Annotated in this window: 15 protein-coding genes; 10 read left to right on the top strand and 5 right to left on the bottom strand. The window is 61.0% G+C overall.

From position 1 onward, the window contains the following. Positions 1-184: 184 nt before the first annotated feature. Positions 185-697, bottom strand: a complete 513-nt coding sequence (gene ompX / locus MHZ97_RS01920; RefSeq protein WP_103795293.1) for an outer membrane protein OmpX — start codon at positions 695-697, stop codon at positions 185-187. 375 nt (positions 698-1,072) lie between these two features. Between ompX and rhtA the strand changes: the two genes are divergently transcribed. The 5 genes from rhtA to glnQ all read left to right on the top strand — a co-directional run bounded on the left by rhtA (position 1,073) and on the right by glnQ (position 5,339). Then, the gene (rhtA, locus tag MHZ97_RS01915; protein ID WP_103795292.1) at positions 1,073-1,984 is read left to right on the top strand and encodes a threonine/homoserine exporter RhtA; all 912 of its coding nucleotides are present in this window, start codon (positions 1,073-1,075) and stop codon (positions 1,982-1,984) included. 329 nt (positions 1,985-2,313) lie between these two features. Continuing rightward, positions 2,314-2,817 (top strand): DNA starvation/stationary phase protection protein Dps, encoded by a 504-nt coding sequence (dps, locus tag MHZ97_RS01910; protein ID WP_103795291.1) that lies wholly within the window; start codon positions 2,314-2,316, stop codon positions 2,815-2,817. 322 nt (positions 2,818-3,139) lie between these two features. Further along, a complete protein-coding gene (gene glnH / locus MHZ97_RS01905) occupies positions 3,140-3,886 on the top strand; it encodes a glutamine ABC transporter substrate-binding protein GlnH (protein ID WP_239312523.1) in 747 nt (248 codons plus the stop codon). Positions 3,887-3,960: 74 nt separating this feature from the next. Beyond that, complete coding sequence (glnP, locus tag MHZ97_RS01900; protein WP_033789185.1) at positions 3,961-4,620, top strand: glutamine ABC transporter permease GlnP; 660 nt, start codon at positions 3,961-3,963, stop codon at positions 4,618-4,620. Further along, positions 4,617-5,339 carry a glutamine ABC transporter ATP-binding protein GlnQ gene (gene glnQ / locus MHZ97_RS01895; protein ID WP_103795289.1) on the top strand — a complete coding sequence of 241 codons (723 nt, stop codon included), beginning with the start codon at positions 4,617-4,619 and terminating at the stop codon, positions 5,337-5,339. Before glnP ends, glnQ begins: the two co-directional genes overlap by 4 nt. A gap of 49 nt (positions 5,340-5,388) precedes the next feature. On the opposite strand, the gene rlmF is transcribed toward glnQ, so the two are convergent. Beyond that, positions 5,389-6,309 (bottom strand): 23S rRNA (adenine(1618)-N(6))-methyltransferase RlmF, encoded by a 921-nt coding sequence (gene rlmF, locus MHZ97_RS01890; protein WP_239312525.1) that lies wholly within the window; start codon positions 6,307-6,309, stop codon positions 5,389-5,391. Positions 6,310-6,450: 141 nt separating this feature from the next. Here rlmF and MHZ97_RS01885 point away from each other — a divergent pair, with 141 nt between their 5' ends. Then, entirely contained in the window at positions 6,451-7,083 is a 633-nt protein-coding gene (locus MHZ97_RS01885) for a flavin reductase family protein (protein ID WP_103795287.1), read from the top strand. 17 nt (positions 7,084-7,100) lie between these two features. Here MHZ97_RS01885 and hutG read toward each other — a convergent pair whose 3' ends face one another. Both hutG and hutI read right to left on the bottom strand, forming a co-directional pair. Further along, a complete protein-coding gene (gene hutG / locus MHZ97_RS01880) occupies positions 7,101-7,892 on the bottom strand; it encodes an N-formylglutamate deformylase (RefSeq protein WP_239312540.1) in 792 nt (263 codons plus the stop codon). Beyond that, entirely contained in the window at positions 7,889-9,106 is a 1,218-nt protein-coding gene (gene hutI / locus MHZ97_RS01875; protein ID WP_239312542.1) for an imidazolonepropionase, read from the bottom strand. Before hutI ends, hutG begins: the two co-directional genes overlap by 4 nt. 84 nt (positions 9,107-9,190) lie before the next feature. Here hutI and MHZ97_RS01870 point away from each other — a divergent pair, with 84 nt between their 5' ends. Together MHZ97_RS01870 and MHZ97_RS01865 are read left to right on the top strand one after the other, a co-directional pair. Continuing rightward, a complete protein-coding gene (locus MHZ97_RS01870; protein ID WP_239312544.1) occupies positions 9,191-10,546 on the top strand; it encodes a formimidoylglutamate deiminase in 1,356 nt (451 codons plus the stop codon). Then, positions 10,543-11,082, top strand: coding sequence for a HutD family protein (locus MHZ97_RS01865; protein ID WP_239312559.1), 540 nt, complete (start codon positions 10,543-10,545; stop codon positions 11,080-11,082). The genes MHZ97_RS01870 and MHZ97_RS01865 overlap by 4 nt, the downstream gene beginning before the upstream one ends. On the opposite strand, the gene hutC is transcribed toward MHZ97_RS01865, so the two are convergent. Continuing rightward, complete coding sequence (hutC, locus tag MHZ97_RS01860; protein ID WP_103795282.1) at positions 11,066-11,821, bottom strand: histidine utilization repressor; 756 nt, start codon at positions 11,819-11,821, stop codon at positions 11,066-11,068. The genes MHZ97_RS01865 and hutC overlap by 17 nt on opposite strands. A 263-nt stretch (positions 11,822-12,084) precedes the next feature. Here hutC and hutH point away from each other — a divergent pair, with 263 nt between their 5' ends. Next, positions 12,085-13,644 carry a histidine ammonia-lyase gene (gene hutH / locus MHZ97_RS01855; protein WP_239312562.1) on the top strand — a complete coding sequence of 520 codons (1,560 nt, stop codon included), beginning with the start codon at positions 12,085-12,087 and terminating at the stop codon, positions 13,642-13,644. A 10-nt stretch (positions 13,645-13,654) separates the two neighbouring features. Further along, the gene (gene hutU, locus MHZ97_RS01850; RefSeq protein WP_239312565.1) at positions 13,655-15,340 is read left to right on the top strand and encodes a urocanate hydratase; all 1,686 of its coding nucleotides are present in this window, start codon (positions 13,655-13,657) and stop codon (positions 15,338-15,340) included. The last annotated feature ends 224 nt before the right edge of the window (positions 15,341-15,564 follow it).

Genomic DNA, 15,564 nt, shown 5'->3' with positions numbered 1-15,564 from the left:
GCACCCGCTTACAGGCAGCCTCAGCGTTTTGCCTGAGCTGCTCCGCTATTCGCCTTTCCCCTCTTTCTTAACCTCGTCGCGCTGCTGCGCTGCAACCTTGCTCACTCCAGCGGACGCGCTTAAAAAAGAGATAAAAAAAACGGCCGCAAAGGGCCGTTTTTTCTGCAACTGGTCTAAGCAAAACTTAGAAGCTGTAACCTACGCCAGCAATCCAGGTGCCAACGTCGACGTTACGGATGCGGCTCTGCTCGTAACCAACGTCGATAGCGAACTGCTGGTACGGGTTGAACTGCAGACCGGCACCGTAGGAGAAGCCTACGTCGCTGGAGTCGCCTTTGTCGCGAACGACGGTGTCGTTCTGCTGGAATTTACCGTAGCCGATACCAACCACGCCGTAGATGCTCGCCCAGTCGTTCAGACGGTAAGCAGGACCTGCGGTGAAGCCGTAGTACTGGCCTTTGTTGTACACGCCAGATTCAGTGCGATCTTTTTCGGTGTAGGTGAAAGAACCGATCCAACCCAGCGGGTTAGAGCCGTCTTCATAACGGTATTTCAGGTTGAAACCGTTCGCTTTGTTAGCCACGCCCTGATAGTCGGACTGAGCGTAACCGCCGGTGACTGTGCTCTGCGCCATTGCGGAACCCGCAGAAACTGCCAGAACACAAGCCAGTGCTGAAAGACATGCAATTTTTTTCATAACCACCTCAAATGTGATAATACTTCTCTCCTGACAACGCTAAAAATATAACAAAACTCAGCCAGAAACTCTGCCCGCAAATTATTGTCTAACAGAATGTTTGGTGTAACAGAAAGTTAATGAAGCTTCCTATGCTATTCATTTTCCTTATATTTTCCGTCATTAAACTGCAATGAATTTCTCGCAAGAAAAATTGTCGTTTAAGTTAAATCCTAAAAAAACCTGACATTTCTTTACGCTACTGGCCCTGAAAGCGGTTAAAATTCGCGCGATCGTCCAGGAATTTACCTGATAGTTCCCTCTGCTTTTACCCGCCATTCGATTAAACTGAGCCTCTTATTGCCTCTCTGCTGACCATCAGGATGCGTTCACAGGATGTCACTTTCTCTTTCGGGTAAAACCTCTGCTCCGGCTTTGTCGGTCGCCGTACTACTGATCGCGATGCTGTCGCTACAGGGCGGCGCGTCTCTGGCTAAATCACTCTTTCCTGCGGTAGGTGCTACCGGTATCACCGCGCTGCGTCTCGGGCTTGGCACCCTGATGCTGTGCGTTATCTTCAAACCCTGGCGGCTGCGCTTTACGCGCGAGCAGCGCCTGCCGCTGCTGATGTACGGGCTGGCGCTGGGCTGCATGAACTTTCTCTTTTACCTGTCGCTACGCACCGTGCCGCTCGGCGTCGCGGTGGCGCTGGAGTTTACCGGCCCGCTGACGCTGGCGCTGCTGGGCACGCGCCGCCTGCTCGATTTTATCTGGGTGGTGCTGGCGGTTGCCGGACTCTGGTTTCTGCTGCCGTTCGGCGACAGCATGAAAACTATCGATCCGCTGGGCGCGGCGCTGGCGGTGGGCGCGGGCGCCTGCTGGGCGCTCTATATTCTGGCGGGACCGCGCGCTGGGGCGGAGCACGGCCCGGCGACCGTGGCGATGGGCTCGCTGATCGCCTCCGTTATCTTCGTGCCGCTCGGGCTGACGTTCGCCGAGCCGGGCATCTGGCACTGGAGCGTGATCCCTGTCGCGCTACTGGTCGCCCTGCTCTCAAGCGCTATCCCCTACTCGCTGGAAATGGTGGCGCTGACGCGCCTGCCGGCACGCATTTTCGGCACGCTGATGAGCCTGGAGCCTGCGGTAGCGGCGCTGTCGGGCATTTTGTTTCTGGGCGAAACGCTGTCGCTGAAGCAGAGCCTCGGCCTGCTGGCGATTATTCTGGCGTCAGCCGGCGCAACGCTGACCCTTAAGCCCCGAAATAACCAGCTAAAAGAAGTTGAAATAACCCCACCGCCGACGCAATAAGTTATTCCGCCTGCGTATAACGCGGGCTAAATAATATTCAGCCGCTTCAGGCGGCTTTATTTTAACCAATGATAAACATTATTATTATCATTCTGAAACATACTGTATAATCTCGGCGGAAATAAAAAATTAAATTTTTGATAATTAATGGTTTTGCTGTGAGCGAGTCATCTTTGGCAGACAGACGCGCGGTTATTGCCGCTTGCTCTTTATATGTAAATGCCAGCTATTTCAGCCATCGATAAGCTCAATCCTGCAAAGACGCAAAGCGCTGCTATACTTATTCCCGTGCTTGATTAGGACAACCCATCAAAGAGAGGATTCATACGATGAGTACCGCAAAACTGGTTAAAACGAAGGCTTCCGATCTGCTTTACACCCGTAACGATGTGGCTGACGACGAGAAAAAAGCCACCATTGAAGTGCTCAATCGTCTGGTAGTGGAATTTATCGATCTGTCGCTGATCACCAAGCAGGCGCACTGGAACATGCGCGGCGCTAACTTTATCGGCGTACATGAAATGCTGGACGGTTTCCGCACCACTATTACCGATCACCAGGATACCATTGCTGAACGCGTGGTGCAGTTAGGCGGCGTGGCGCTGGGCACTACCCAGGTCGTAAACGACAGAACCCCGCTGCAGAGCTATCCGCTGAACATTCACAGCGTGCAGGACCACCTGAAAGCGCTGGCTGACCGCTACGCCATCGTGGCCAACGATACCCGTAAAGCGATTTCTGAAGTGAAAGATGAAGACACCGCAGATATCTTTACCGCGGCATCGCGCGACCTTGATAAATTCCTGTGGTTTATCGAGTCGAACATCGAATAAAAGTGAATGCAGTTATCAGGCGGGGAAACCCGCCTTTTTTATGCCTGCTTAACCTCATGATCACTATTTTTTGACCTTCATTACATTTCTGAACGCCTCTCCTTCCCACGCCTGACGGCGCATGCAAAGGTGCATTGCACCAGAATAATCCTATGCACCATTATGGTGCTCAGTTTTGGTGCAAAAGTTTTTGCCCTTGCAAAATCGTGTCAGCTTTCAGGTTTAAGCCATTGATTGTGATTAAAATGAAAAGTTGGCATAATTTTTTCATATGGTAAGCCGTAAACACCGCTCTCGGGTCGGGAAGTAATAAGGAAAAATGATGAAGTCACTGTTTAAAGTCTCTGTGGCCGCGCTGGCGCTGGCCTTCTCTCTCTCCTCCACCGCAGCAGAAAAAAAACTGATCGTCGCCACTGACACCGCTTTCGTTCCTTTTGAGTTCAAGCAGGGCGACAAGTATGTTGGCTTTGACGTCGATCTGTGGGCCGCCATCGCCAAAGAGCTGAAGCTGGACTATACCCTGAAGCCAATGGACTTCAGCGGCATTATCCCTGCCCTGCAAACGCGCAATATCGACCTGGCGCTGGCGGGCATCACCATTACTGACGAGCGTAAAAAAGCGATCGAATTCTCTGACGGCTACTACAAAAGCGGTCTGCTGGTGATGGTTCGCAAAAACGAGAACAACATCAAAGGCATCGACGACCTGAACGGCAAAGTGGTCGCGGTGAAGAGCGGCACCGGCTCCGTGGATTACGCGAAAGCGCATATTAAAACCAAAGATCTGCGTCAGTTCCCGAATATCGACAACGCCTATATGGAGCTGGGCACTAACCGCGCCGACGCGGTGCTGCACGACACGCCAAACATCCTTTACTTTATCAACACCGCAGGCAAGGGCCGCTTTAAAGCAGTAGGCGACTCTATCGAAGCGCAGCAGTATGGCGTCGCGTTCCCGAAAGGCAGCGACGAGCTGCGTGAAAAAGTAAACGGCGCGCTGAAGACCCTGAAAGAGAACGGCACCTATAACCAGATCTACAAAAAATGGTTCGGCAGCGAACCTAAATAATAAATTTTTGCTTTTATTTTAGGCAGGGCCGCGCGCCCTGCTTTTTTCCACCGCAACACAACTGGAGTCACACCATGGAGTTTGACTGGAGCGTCATCTGGCCCGCCATGCCGGCGCTGATTGAAGGCGCGAAAATGACCCTGCTGATCTCGGTGCTCGGCCTGGTCGGCGGGCTGATTATCGGCCTGGTCGCCGGCTTCGCCCGCGCCTACGGCGGCTGGATCGCTAACAACCTCGCGCTGGTCTTTATTGAGATCATTCGCGGTACCCCTATCGTCGTGCAGGTGATGTTTATCTACTTTGCGCTGCCGATGGCTTTCCCCGATCTGCGCATCGATCCGTTCACCGCCGCGGTGGTGACCATTATGATCAACTCAGGCGCCTATATCGCCGAAATCACGCGCGGCGCGGTGCTGTCGATAAACAAAGGCTTTCGCGAAGCGGGCCTGGCGCTGGGTCTGTCGCGTCGCGAAACCCTGCGCTACGTTATTATGCCGCTGGCGCTGCGCCGTATGCTGCCGCCGCTTGGCAACCAGTGGATCGTCAGTATTAAAGACACCTCGCTGTTTATCGTTATCGGCGTGGCGGAACTGACGCGTCAGGGCCAGGAAATCATCGCCGGTAACTTCCGCGCGCTGGAGATCTGGAGCGCCGTGGCGATTATCTACCTTGTGATTACGCTGGTGTTGAGCTTTGTGCTGCGCCGCATCGAGAAAAGGATGAAAATCCTGTGATTGAATTTAAAAACGTTTCAAAGAGCTTTGGCACAACTCAGGTGCTGCACGATATCAACCTGAAGATTAACCAGGGTGAAGTGGTAGTGATTATCGGGCCGTCCGGCTCGGGCAAATCGACGCTGCTGCGCTGCATCAACAAGCTGGAAGAGATCTCCAGCGGGGAGCTGGTCGTCGACGGCCTGAAAGTCAACGATCCCAACGTTGACGAGCGCCTGATCCGTCAGGAAGCGGGCATGGTGTTCCAGCAGTTTCACCTGTTCCCGCAGATGAGCGCGCTGGATAACGTGGCGTTCGGCCCCATCCGCGTGCGCGGCGCGAATAAGCAGGATGCGCATAAGCTGGCGCGCGAGCTGCTGGCGAAGGTCGGTCTGGCCGAGCGCGCGCACCACTTCCCTTCTGAACTCTCTGGCGGCCAGCAGCAGCGCGTCGCTATCGCCCGTGCGCTGGCGGTGAAGCCGAAGCTGATGCTGTTCGACGAGCCGACCTCTGCGCTGGATCCCGAACTGCGCCACGAGGTGCTGAAGGTGATGCAGGATCTGGCGGAGGAAGGTATGACGATGGTGATCGTCACCCATGAGGTGGGCTTCGCACAGAAAGTTGCGTCGCGCCTGATCTTTATTGATAAAGGCACCATCGCAGAAGATGGCGATCCCGATGCGCTGATCACCCAGCCGCCGAGCGATCGCCTGCGCGAGTTCCTGCAGCACGTTTCCTGATTTTCCGGGCCGACATGCGTCGGCCCGTCGCCTTTTCCCCCGAGTAAGGCTATTTTGCCAGCCGCTGCGCCCGCGTCGCGGCTGGCATAAAGCTCCAGGCGAGGAAACGGCTCTGCTTCTGACCCTGCGCCATATTCACCACGCGCACCTCCGCCGCATCGAGCGCCTGCAGCTGTTTTTCCAGCGCCGGCAGGTTCTCACGGCGCGACACCAGCGAGGTGAACCAGATGCACTGGCGCGCCAGAGCCACGCTCTCGGCGATCATCTTGCCGACAAAGGCTTTTTCGCCCCCTTCGCACCACAGCTCGTTATGCTGCCCGCCGAAGTTGAGCGGCGTCGCGCTCTCCAGCCTGAGATTGCGCGCTTTACGCTGCGAGATGGCCGCCGCTTCCGCCGCCGAGGCGTGGAACGGCGGATTGCAGATTACGGCGTGGAAAAATTCATTTTTATTCACCACCCCCGCCAGTACCGCCTGCGGATTTTTCTGCCGACGCAGGCGAATCGCCCGCTGTAAGCCGGGATTGGCCGCCACGATACCATTAGCCGCCTTGAGCGTCCCCTCGTCGATATCCGTGCCGGTAAAGCGCCAGCCATACTCCGCCTGGCCGATCAGCGGGTAGATGCAGTTCGCGCCGCAGCCGATATCGAGAATATCCGCCTGCGGGATCACGCCGCGATTGTCCAGCGCCAGCAGATCGGCCAGATAGTGCAGATAATCGGCGCGGCCCGGCACCGGCGGACAGAGCGCGCCGGGCGCCAGCTGCCACTCGATGCCGTAAAACAGCTTCAGCAGCGCCTGGTTGAGCAGCATAACCGCCTCCGCGTCGGCAAAATCGATCGACTGCGCGCCGTAGCCGTTGGGCCGCACTTTAGCCGCCAGCGGCGGATGCGCAGCGGTCAAGGCGGCAAAGTCATATTCGCCCTGATGGCGGTTGCGAGCGTGGAATAAATGAGTGGCTGGCTTGTTCATGGCGTCTCCCGTTTTGCAGGCGCGTACAATACGCCGCAGCGCCGGGAAAATAAAGCCGCACAATCCGCTTACACATTTCTTCCCGATGCAGCCGATGCTGTAGCGCTAAGATATTGTTAACACTTCGCTACGGGATAAAAGATGACGCATAAACGCTACTCCTACCAGCCGCGCGCTGGCCACGGCCTGCCGCACGACCCGCTGAACGCTATTATCGGGCCGCGCCCGATTGGCTGGATCAGCTCAATTTCCGCGGCGGGCCAGCGCAACCTGGCGCCCTACAGCTTCTTTAACTGCTTCAACTACCATCCGCCCATTATCGGCTTCGCCAGCAGCGGCTGGAAAGACAGCGTGCGCAATATCAGCGAAAGCAAAGAGTTCGTCTGGAACCTGGCGACGCGCTCGCTGGCGGAAGCGATGAACGAGAGCTCGGCGTCGGTGCCGCCGGAGCAGGATGAGTTCGCGCTGGCGGGCGTCACGCCGCTGGCCGCCTCGCAGGTGAAGGCGAGCCTGGTGGCGGAAAGCCCGGTGAACTTCGAATGCCGCCTGACGCAGCTGATCCAGCTGCAGGATGCGCAGGGCAACCCGCTCGACAGCTGGCTGGTGCTGGGCGAGGCGATCGCCATTCATATCGACGAGTCGCTGCTGGATGAGGGGATTTACCAGACGGCGCGCGCGCAGCCTATTCTGCGCGCCGGCGGGCCGAGCGCCTATTACGGCATCAGCGAAAACGAACGCTTCGACCTGACGCGTCCGGACGCGCGCCGCAGCTAAGCGCGGCGCGGCCTCTGCTACAGAACGTTGCCGCGCACGATAAAGCGCTGCATCAGCGGCTTCAGCACCTTTTGCAGTGCTGAAGCCCGCTCCTGCCGCCAGGCGAACGGCGGCGTCTCATCCATATAGTTGCGCTGTGCCAGCTCCAACTGCACCGCCTCTACCTGCTCTTCCGGCTGACCATAGGCGCGCGTAATATAGCCGCCCTTAAAGCGTCCGTTGACCACCCAGCTGTAGTCGCTCTGCGCCGCGCAGACCGCTTCCAGACCCTGCGCAATCGCAGGCCGGCAGCTTTTGCCGTCGTTGGTGCCGATATTGAGATCCGGCAGACGCCCCTCAAACAGGCGCGGAATGACGCTGGCGATTGAGTGGGCGTCAAACAGCAGCGCGTAGCCGTGCTCCGCCTTCAGACGCGCCAGCTCCTGCTGGATCTGCTGGTGATAGGGCTGCCAGATATCGCGGAGATAGCCTTCACGCTGCGCCGCAGAGGGGGTCTGGCCCGGCGCAAAGGTCGGCGAGCCGTCAAACAGGGTTTCCGGAAAGAGACCGGTGGTGGCCGTGGCGTAAAGCGGCTGGTTATCCGGCGGGCGATTCAGGTCGATGACAAAGCGTGAATAGCGGCCGATAAGCACGCTGGCCCCCAGATCGCGCACAAAATCGAACAGCAGCGGAATATGCCAGTCGGTGTCGGGCAGGCCGCGCGCCGCCTCGCTCAGTCCCGCTTCCACCTCCGGCGTGAGCAGCGTGCCGGCGTGAGGAATGCTGACCAGCAGCGGCAGGCTGCCCGGCGTAAAGTCAAAAGGTGTCATTGCGCTTCTCCGCGATAGATAACGGTACAGGGCAGCTCGCCGCCCAGCCAGTAAACCAGCTCCGCCGGACGCGCCAGCGGCCAGTGGACGAAGTTCGCCACTTTGCCCGCCTCCAGCGAACCGTGCGTCTGCTGCAGCCCCAGCGCCTTCGCGCCCCAGAGCGTCACCCCCGCCAGCGCCTCTTCCGGCGTCATGCCGAACAGCGTACAGCCCATATTGAGCATCAGACGCAGCGAGAGCGCGGGCGAGGTGCCGGGATTGGCGTCGCTGGCCAGCGCCATGGGCACGCCGTGCTGGCGGAACAGCGCCACCGGCGGACGCTGGGTTTCGCGCAGCAGATAGAAGGCGCCGGGCAGCAGCACCGCCACCGTTCCTCGCTCGCCCATCGCCCGGGCGTCCTCTTCGGTAGCATATTCCAGATGGTCGGCGGAGAGCGCGCCGTAGCCCGCCGCCAGTCGCGCGCCGCCCAGCGAAGAGAGCTGCTCGGCGTGCAGCTTCACCGGCAGGCCAAGCTCGACGGCCTTATCGAACACGCGCGCCACCTGCGCCGGGGAAAAGGCGAGATGCTCGCAGAAGGCGTCGACCGCATCCGCCAGCCCGTTGGCTTTTACCTGCGGCAGGATGCGCTGGCAGATCAGATCGACCCAGCCGTCGGGATCCTGTTTAAACTCCGGCGGAAAGGCGTGCGCCGCCAGGCAGGTCGCCAGCACGTCAACGGGCGCGCTTTCGCCCAGCTGGCGAATGGCGCTCAGCATGCGCAGCTCGCTCGCCTCATCCAGCCCGTAGCCCGATTTAATCTCTACCGTGGTGACGCCTTCCGCCAGCAGCCGGTCGAGCCGCCAGCGCGCCGATGCCACCAGCGACGCCTCGCTGGCTTCGCGCGTGGCACGCACCGTCGAAAGAATGCCGCCGCCCTGCGCGGCGATTTCGGCATAGCTGGCGCCGTTAAGGCGCTGCTCAAACTCCGCGCTGCGGTCGCCGCCAAACACCAGATGGGTATGGCAGTCGATCAGCCCCGGCGTCAGAATGCCGCCGTCGAAGCGGTGCTGCTGACGCGGCGTAAAATCGGGCATCTCTGCGCGCGGCCCTACCCACACCAGCCTGTCGCCTGCTACCGCCAGCGCACCATCTTCGATGATGTGGTATTTGCCTTCGCGCATGGTGACCAGATCGGCCCCCAGCCACAGGCTGTCGATCGCTTTGCTTTCCGCCATTGCGCTTTCTCCCGTTGCGGACGATTTACTCCGCCTTTTAAAGTATGTATATGTATATACAACTACAGCCGGTGAGGATCAACTATGGCAACCTTTTTTGCTCCACGCGCGCTGCTGGCCGACGGCTGGCGACATCAGGTGCGCATTACCGTTAACGATGCCGGGGTGATTGAGCGCGTGACGCCCGACAGTAACGCGCAGGACGCTATCCGCCTGCCCGGCGCGACCCTTCCCTCTGTCGCCAACCTGCACTCGCACGCCTTTCAACGCGCCATGGCCGGGCTGGCGGAGGTCGCGGGCGATCCCCAGGACAGCTTCTGGACCTGGCGCGACCTGATGTATCGCATGGTGCAGCGCCTGACGCCGGAGCAGGTTGGCGCTATCGCCGCATACCTCTATATCGACATGCTGAAAGGCGGCTATACCCAGGTAGCGGAGTTTCACTATCTCCATCACGACCCCAGCGGTGCCCCCTATGCGCAGGACGCGATGCTGCAGCAGCTGATGCTGGCCGCCGAAACCGCCGGCATCGGCCAGACGCTGCTGCCGGTGCTCTACAGCCACAGCGGCTTCGGCGCGCAGCCGCCGCTGCCAGGCCAGAGACGCTTTATTCAGCAGACCGACGCCTGGCTGCGGCAGCAGGAGCGGCTGGCGGCGAGCGTGCGCGATAAGCCGCTGCTCAATCGCGGCCTCTGCTTTCACTCGCTGCGCGCGGTGAGCGAAGCGCAGATGCGCGAGGCGCTGGCAGCCAGCGACAGCAGGCTGCCGGTGCATATTCATATCGCCGAACAGGAGAAAGAGGTCAACGACTGCCTCGCCTGGAGCGGCGAGCGCCCGGTAGAGTGGCTGCTTAACCGCTTTGAGGTTGATGCGCGCTGGTGCCTGATCCACGCCACGCATCTCGACAAGCGCGAAATCACGCAGCTCGCCGCCAGCCGCGCGGTGGCCGGCCTCTGCCCCACCACCGAGGCCAATCTTGGCGACGGGATCTTCCCGGCGGCGGAGTTTATCGCCCAGCGCGGGCGCTGGGGCATCGGCTCCGACAGCCACGTCTCCCTTAGCGCGCTGGAAGAGCTGCGCTGGCTCGAATATGGCCAGCGGCTGCGCGATCGCCGCCGCAACCGCATCACCACGGCGGAGCAGCCTTCAGTGGGCGATCTGCTGTGGCACGGCGCGGCGCGCGGCGGCGCGCAGGCGTGCGGTGTCGCGCTCGGCGAACTCTCGCCGGGCAAACGCGCCGACTGGCTGGTGCTGGCGGAGGATGAATGGCTCGACAGCGTGGACGACCAGGCGCTGCTCAACCGCTGGCTGTTTGCCGGACGCCGCGAACAGATCCGCGAGGTGTGGGTCGCGGGCCGTATAGTAATCGAGGCGGGACGCCACGCCGCAGAAGAAAGCTGCGCGGCGGCGTTTCGCCAGGCGATGGCGGCGCTGCGATGAGAACGCGCTTCTGTTACGCCGATCTTCCGGTCAGCCGCTGGCGCAACGGCGGCGGCGAGACGCGCGAAATTGTCAGCTATCCGCCGGGCGACGCGGATTTTGCCTGGCGCGCCAGCATCGCTACCCTCGCCGGTGACGGCGACTTTTCGCGCTTTCCCGGCATCGATCGGGTGATTACGCTGCTGCGCGGCGGCGAGGTGTGGCTCAGCGCGCCCGACGCTTCCCACCGGCTGCAGCCGCTTCAGCCGTGGCGCTTCCCCGGTGAATGGGCGATTCATGCCGCGCTGCAGGGTGAAAGCGAAGATTTTAATATCATGACGCGGCGCGACAGCTGGACGGCGCAGGTGGCCGTAACCGCGCAGGCGGAGGCCAGCCTGCACGGCGTCGCCTGGGTTATCGCTGGCGAGTGGCGGCTGGCGAGCGGCGAACAGTTAAGCGCCGCGCAAGGGGTCTGGTGGCTGGATGAGGAGACGCAGCTGACGCCGGTTACGCCGGACGCGCAGCTGCTGCTGACGCGTCTTAGCCGTGTCCCTTAAAGCGGCCGAGCAGCTTATAGCGCGATCCCGGATAGAGCAGGCGCGCGTAGGTGACGATTTTGGTGTCGCTCCAGGTCTGGCGTCGAATCAGCAGGCAGGGCTCATGCTCATCCAGCGAAAGGTATTTACGCTGGCGCGCATCCGGCAGCACCGCCTCGACGATATGCTCGCCCGCGGTCAGCGGCGCCACCTGCATCAGATAGGTATAGGGGGTAAGCCGATGGTAATCCTGGCTCAGATAGTCTGGAGCCACCAGCGGGTTGACCAGGCGATCCTCCAGCTGCACCGGCAGATCGTCCTCGTAGTGCACGATCAGCGAATGGAAAATGGTCTGGCCGGTGCTTAAGCCGAGCACCGCCGCCTGCTCGGGATCGGCTTTATTCTGGCCGATCGCCAGAATCTGACAGCGGTGCTGATGGCCGCGCTGGGCGATCTCATCCGCGATGTTATGCACCTCAAGCATCGCGGTGTAGCCTTTCATCTCGGCGACGAAGGTGCCGACGCCCTGCATCCGCACCAGAAAACCCTCGCTGGTCAGTTCGCGCAGCGCACGGTTAATGGTCATGCGGCTGACGCCCAGTTCGTTGACCAGCTCGCTTTCGGACGGCACGCGCTGGTTCGCCTTCCAGCTGCCCGCGCGGATCTGGCTGACGATCGCCTGCTTGACGCGCTGGTAGATTGGGGCTGGCTCATCGCTCATCGCGGCTGCCAGCTGTGCGATTGCCGTATGCTCGACCATATTCATTTCCTTATTACGGTAGTGCCTGAAGTTTACTGTCTCGCGGCGTAAATGTATATACATCTTCCGCCGCGCCCGCCCTGCTTATGCCCGTTAGCGGGCAGGTGAATTTGTGATCGCGCTGGCATAGCAAATGCTTATAGCTTGCCAGTTGTATAGACAAGAATAGACACTTGTGTTTCACTCGATTTCATTCGCTGCGCAGAGAAAAAACGGTTTGGTTTTTTGCTCAACGCGCTTACTTGTATAGACAGGAGTAGACTATGTCAGGTTCGGCTCAGGCGATTCGCCTGGTTCCCGGTGAAGTGGATCTTGCCGCGCTGCGCAGGATTTATCAGGGCGGCGTGACGCTCGCGCTCGATGAGCAGGCCCATGAGGCTATTCTGCGCGCGCAGCAGACCGTGGATGAGATCGTCGCCTCTGGCAAGGTGGTGTACGGCATCAATACCGGTTTCGGCAAGCTGGCCCAGACGCAGATCCCCGCCGCCCGCCTCGCGGAGCTGCAGCGTAATCTGGTGCTGTCGCACAGCGTCGGCCTGGGGGATCTGCTGCCCGACAACGTGACGCGCCTGGTGATGGCGACCAAAATTATCAGCCTGGCGCGCGGCCATTCCGGCGTGCGTATCGCACTGATCGACGCGCTGCTGGCGTTGTTTAATGCAGGCGTGATGCCCTGCATTCCCGAAAAAGGCTCGGTCGGCGCCTCCGGCGATCTGGCCCCCCTCGCCCATCTCTCGCTGATGCTGCTGGGCGAAGGCCAGGTGCGCGTCGACGGCGCGCTGATCCCCGCACGCGAAGGCCTCGCCGCCGTCGGGCTGGAGCCTTTCGTGCTCGGCCCGAAAGAGGGTCTGGCGCTGCTTAACGGCACTCAGGTGTCGACCGCGCTGGCGCTGCGCGGCCTGTTCGAGGCGGAAAACCTGATGGCCGCCGGGCTGATGGCGGGCGCGCTGTCGCTGGAGGCGATCAAAGGCTCGCTGAAACCCTTCGATGCGCGCATTCACCAGGCACGCGGCCAGCGTGGGCAAATCGTGGTTGCCGCCGCCGTAGAGAAGCTGGTTAACGGCAGTGAAATTCTCGGCTCGCACGTCAACTGCGGCCGGGTGCAGGACCCCTACTCGGTGCGCTGCGTGCCGCAGGTGATGGGCGCCTGCCTCGACAACCTCACCCACGCCGCGCGCGTGCTACAGATCGAATCCAACGCCGCGTCGGATAACCCGCTGGTGTTCAGCGACAGCGGCGACGTCATCTCCGGCGGCAATTTCCACGCCGAGCCGGTGGCCTTCGCCGCCGATATTATCGCGCTGGCGGTGGCGGAGATTGGCGCTATTTCCGAGCGCCGCATGGCGCTGCTGCTCGACACCGGCCTTTCTGGTCTGCCTCCTTTTCTGGTGCGCGACGGCGGCGTCAACTCCGGCTTTATGATTGCCCAGGTCACCGCCGCCGCGCTGGCCTCAGAGAATAAGTCGCTGGCGCATCCGGGCAGCGTCGACAGCCTGCCGACCTCCGCCAATCAGGAAGATCACGTTTCGATGGCGACCTATGCAGCGCGCCGCCTCGGCAGCATGTGCTTTAACACCGCCGCGGTGGTCGGCATCGAAGCGATGGCGGCGGCACAGGGCATTGAGTTCCACCGCCCGCTGCAAAGCTCCACGCTGCTTGAGCGCGAGATAGGTCGTATTCGTCAGCAGGTCGCCTTCCTTGAGGAAGACCGTCTGCTGGCACCCGATATCGACGCCATGCGTCAGTGGGCCAGCCGCTGCGACTGGCCCGATTTTCTCACGGCGCTGCTGCCCAGCCAGCAGACCGTCTCTTCTGGTGAATAAGGAATCTGCTATGAGCGAAACTCTCTCCCAGGCCGTGGCGCGCGAAGTACGTGCGCCGCACGGCACTACGCTGCACTGCGCCAACTGGCTGATCGAAGCCGCCTGGCGCATGATCCAGAATAACCTCGATCCCGACGTCGCCGAGCGGCCTGAAGATCTGGTGGTTTACGGCGGCATCGGTAAAGCGGCGCGCAACTGGGAATGCTTTGAACAGATCCTGCGCTCGCTGGAGCTGTTGCAGCCTGATGAAACCCTGCTGATCCAGTCGGGCAAGCCCGTCGGCGTCTTCCGCACCCACGCCGACGCGCCGCGCGTGCTGCTGGCGAACTCCAACCTGGTGCCGCACTGGGCCAACTGGGATCATTTTCACGAGCTGGATAAGGCCGGGCTGATGATGTACGGCCAGATGACCGCCGGCTCCTGGATCTATATCGGCGCGCAGGGCATTGTGCAGGGCACCTATGAAACCTTCGTTGAAGCGGGTCGTCAGCACTATAACGGCGATCTGGCCGGACGCTGGATCCTGACCGCCGGTCTGGGCGGCATGGGCGGCGCGCAGCCGCTGGCGGGGGTGCTGGCGGGCGCCTGCGTGCTGGCCATCGAGTGTCAGGAGTCGCGCATCGATTTTCGTCTGCGCACCCGCTATGTCGATCACAAAGCCTATACGCTGGACGAGGCGCTGACGCTGATCGGCGAGGCGACGCAGGCGAAACAGGCGATCTCTGTCGCCCTGCTGGGCAACGCCGCCGAGATCCTGCCGGAGATGGTAAAACGCGCCCGTGCAGGCGGCCTCAAGCCCGATATCGTTACCGATCAGACCTCCGCGCACGATCCGGTGAACGGCTATCTGCCGATCGGCTGGGACGTGGCGCGCTGGCAGTCTGAACGTACCAGCGCGCCGAAGACGGTAGAAAAAGCGGCGCGCGCCTCGATGGCGGTGCACGTGCAGGCGATGCTCGACTTCTGCCATATGGGTATCCCGACGGTGGACTACGGCAACAATATTCGCCAGGTGGCGCTGGATGAGGGCGTTGAGAACGCCTTTGATTTCCCGGGCTTCGTGCCGGCCTATATTCGCCCGCTGTTCTGCGAGGGCAAAGGGCCGTTCCGCTGGGTGGCGCTTTCGGGCGACCCGGAAGATATCTACAAAACGGACGCGAAGCTCAAGGAGCTGTTTCCGCAGCATAAAAGCCTGCATCGCTGGCTCGATATGGCGCAGGAGCGTATCGCCTTCCAGGGGCTGCCGGCACGTATCTGCTGGCTGGGGCTGGGCGAGCGTCACCTGGCCGGGCTGGCGTTCAACGAGATGGTGCGCAACGGCGAGCTGAAAGCGCCGATTGTGATTGGCCGCGATCATCTTGACTGCGGTTCTGTCGCGTCGCCGAACCGCGAAACCGAGTCAATGAAGGATGGCTCCGACGCGGTCTCTGACTGGCCGCTGCTTAACGCTCTGCTGAACACCGCAGGCGGTGCGACCTGGGTAAGCCTGCATCACGGCGGCGGCGTCGGTATGGGCTTTTCGCAGCATGCGGGCGTGGTGATCGTCTGCGACGGCAGCGAGCAGGCCGATCGGCGTCTGGGCCGCGTGCTGTGGAACGACCCCGCCACCGGCGTGATGCGCCATGCGGACGCCGGGTATGAGCGCGCGCAGGCCTGCGCGGCCGAGCATGGGCTTAATTTGCCGATGGTGAAGTAAGGGGTGCCGGGGCGGGCGGCGGGTTTTGTCCCGCCAGGCGAGAGGGCTCAGGTTCGCTGCGCGTATGGGGCTGAGCGGGGTTCCGCCTGCCGGGGGTTTGACTGCGCAGCAGGTGGCTTATGTTCGCTGCGCGAACGGGCGCTGAGCGGGTTTCGCCCGCTGGGGGTTTGACTGCGCAGCAGGTGGCTTGTGTTCGCTGCGCGAACGGGGCGCTGAGCGGGTTC

Origin of the sequence: Pantoea sp. ACRSC (assembly GCF_022346785.1) — a bacterium.
GTDB lineage: Bacteria > Pseudomonadota > Gammaproteobacteria > Enterobacterales > Enterobacteriaceae > Pantoea > Pantoea alvi.
Note: the sequence above shows the minus strand (reverse complement) of the source record. Positions and strands in the feature narration are given on the sequence as shown.

Excerpts from the sequence above, each read along its gene's own strand:
- rhtA (WP_103795292.1), top strand. The coding sequence starts at position 1,073 with ATGTCACTTTCTCTTTCGGGTAAAACCTCTGCTCCGGCTTTGTCGGTC.
- hutC (WP_103795282.1), bottom strand. The coding sequence starts at position 11,821 with ATGGTCGAGCATACGGCAATCGCACAGCTGGCAGCCGCGATGAGCGAT.
- hutU (WP_239312565.1), top strand. The coding sequence starts at position 13,655 with ATGAGCGAAACTCTCTCCCAGGCCGTGGCGCGCGAAGTACGTGCGCCG.
- MHZ97_RS01885 (WP_103795287.1), top strand. The coding sequence starts at position 6,451 with ATGACGCATAAACGCTACTCCTACCAGCCGCGCGCTGGCCACGGCCTG.
- MHZ97_RS01865 (WP_239312559.1), top strand. The coding sequence starts at position 10,543 with ATGAGAACGCGCTTCTGTTACGCCGATCTTCCGGTCAGCCGCTGGCGC.
- rlmF (WP_239312525.1), bottom strand. The coding sequence starts at position 6,309 with ATGAACAAGCCAGCCACTCATTTATTCCACGCTCGCAACCGCCATCAG.
- ompX (WP_103795293.1), bottom strand. The coding sequence starts at position 697 with ATGAAAAAAATTGCATGTCTTTCAGCACTGGCTTGTGTTCTGGCAGTT.
- hutI (WP_239312542.1), bottom strand. The coding sequence starts at position 9,106 with ATGGCGGAAAGCAAAGCGATCGACAGCCTGTGGCTGGGGGCCGATCTG.
- glnH (WP_239312523.1), top strand. The coding sequence starts at position 3,140 with ATGAAGTCACTGTTTAAAGTCTCTGTGGCCGCGCTGGCGCTGGCCTTC.
- dps (WP_103795291.1), top strand. The coding sequence starts at position 2,314 with ATGAGTACCGCAAAACTGGTTAAAACGAAGGCTTCCGATCTGCTTTAC.
- hutH (WP_239312562.1), top strand. The coding sequence starts at position 12,085 with ATGTCAGGTTCGGCTCAGGCGATTCGCCTGGTTCCCGGTGAAGTGGAT.
- hutG (WP_239312540.1), bottom strand. The coding sequence starts at position 7,892 with ATGACACCTTTTGACTTTACGCCGGGCAGCCTGCCGCTGCTGGTCAGC.
- MHZ97_RS01870 (WP_239312544.1), top strand. The coding sequence starts at position 9,191 with ATGGCAACCTTTTTTGCTCCACGCGCGCTGCTGGCCGACGGCTGGCGA.
- glnP (WP_033789185.1), top strand. The coding sequence starts at position 3,961 with ATGGAGTTTGACTGGAGCGTCATCTGGCCCGCCATGCCGGCGCTGATT.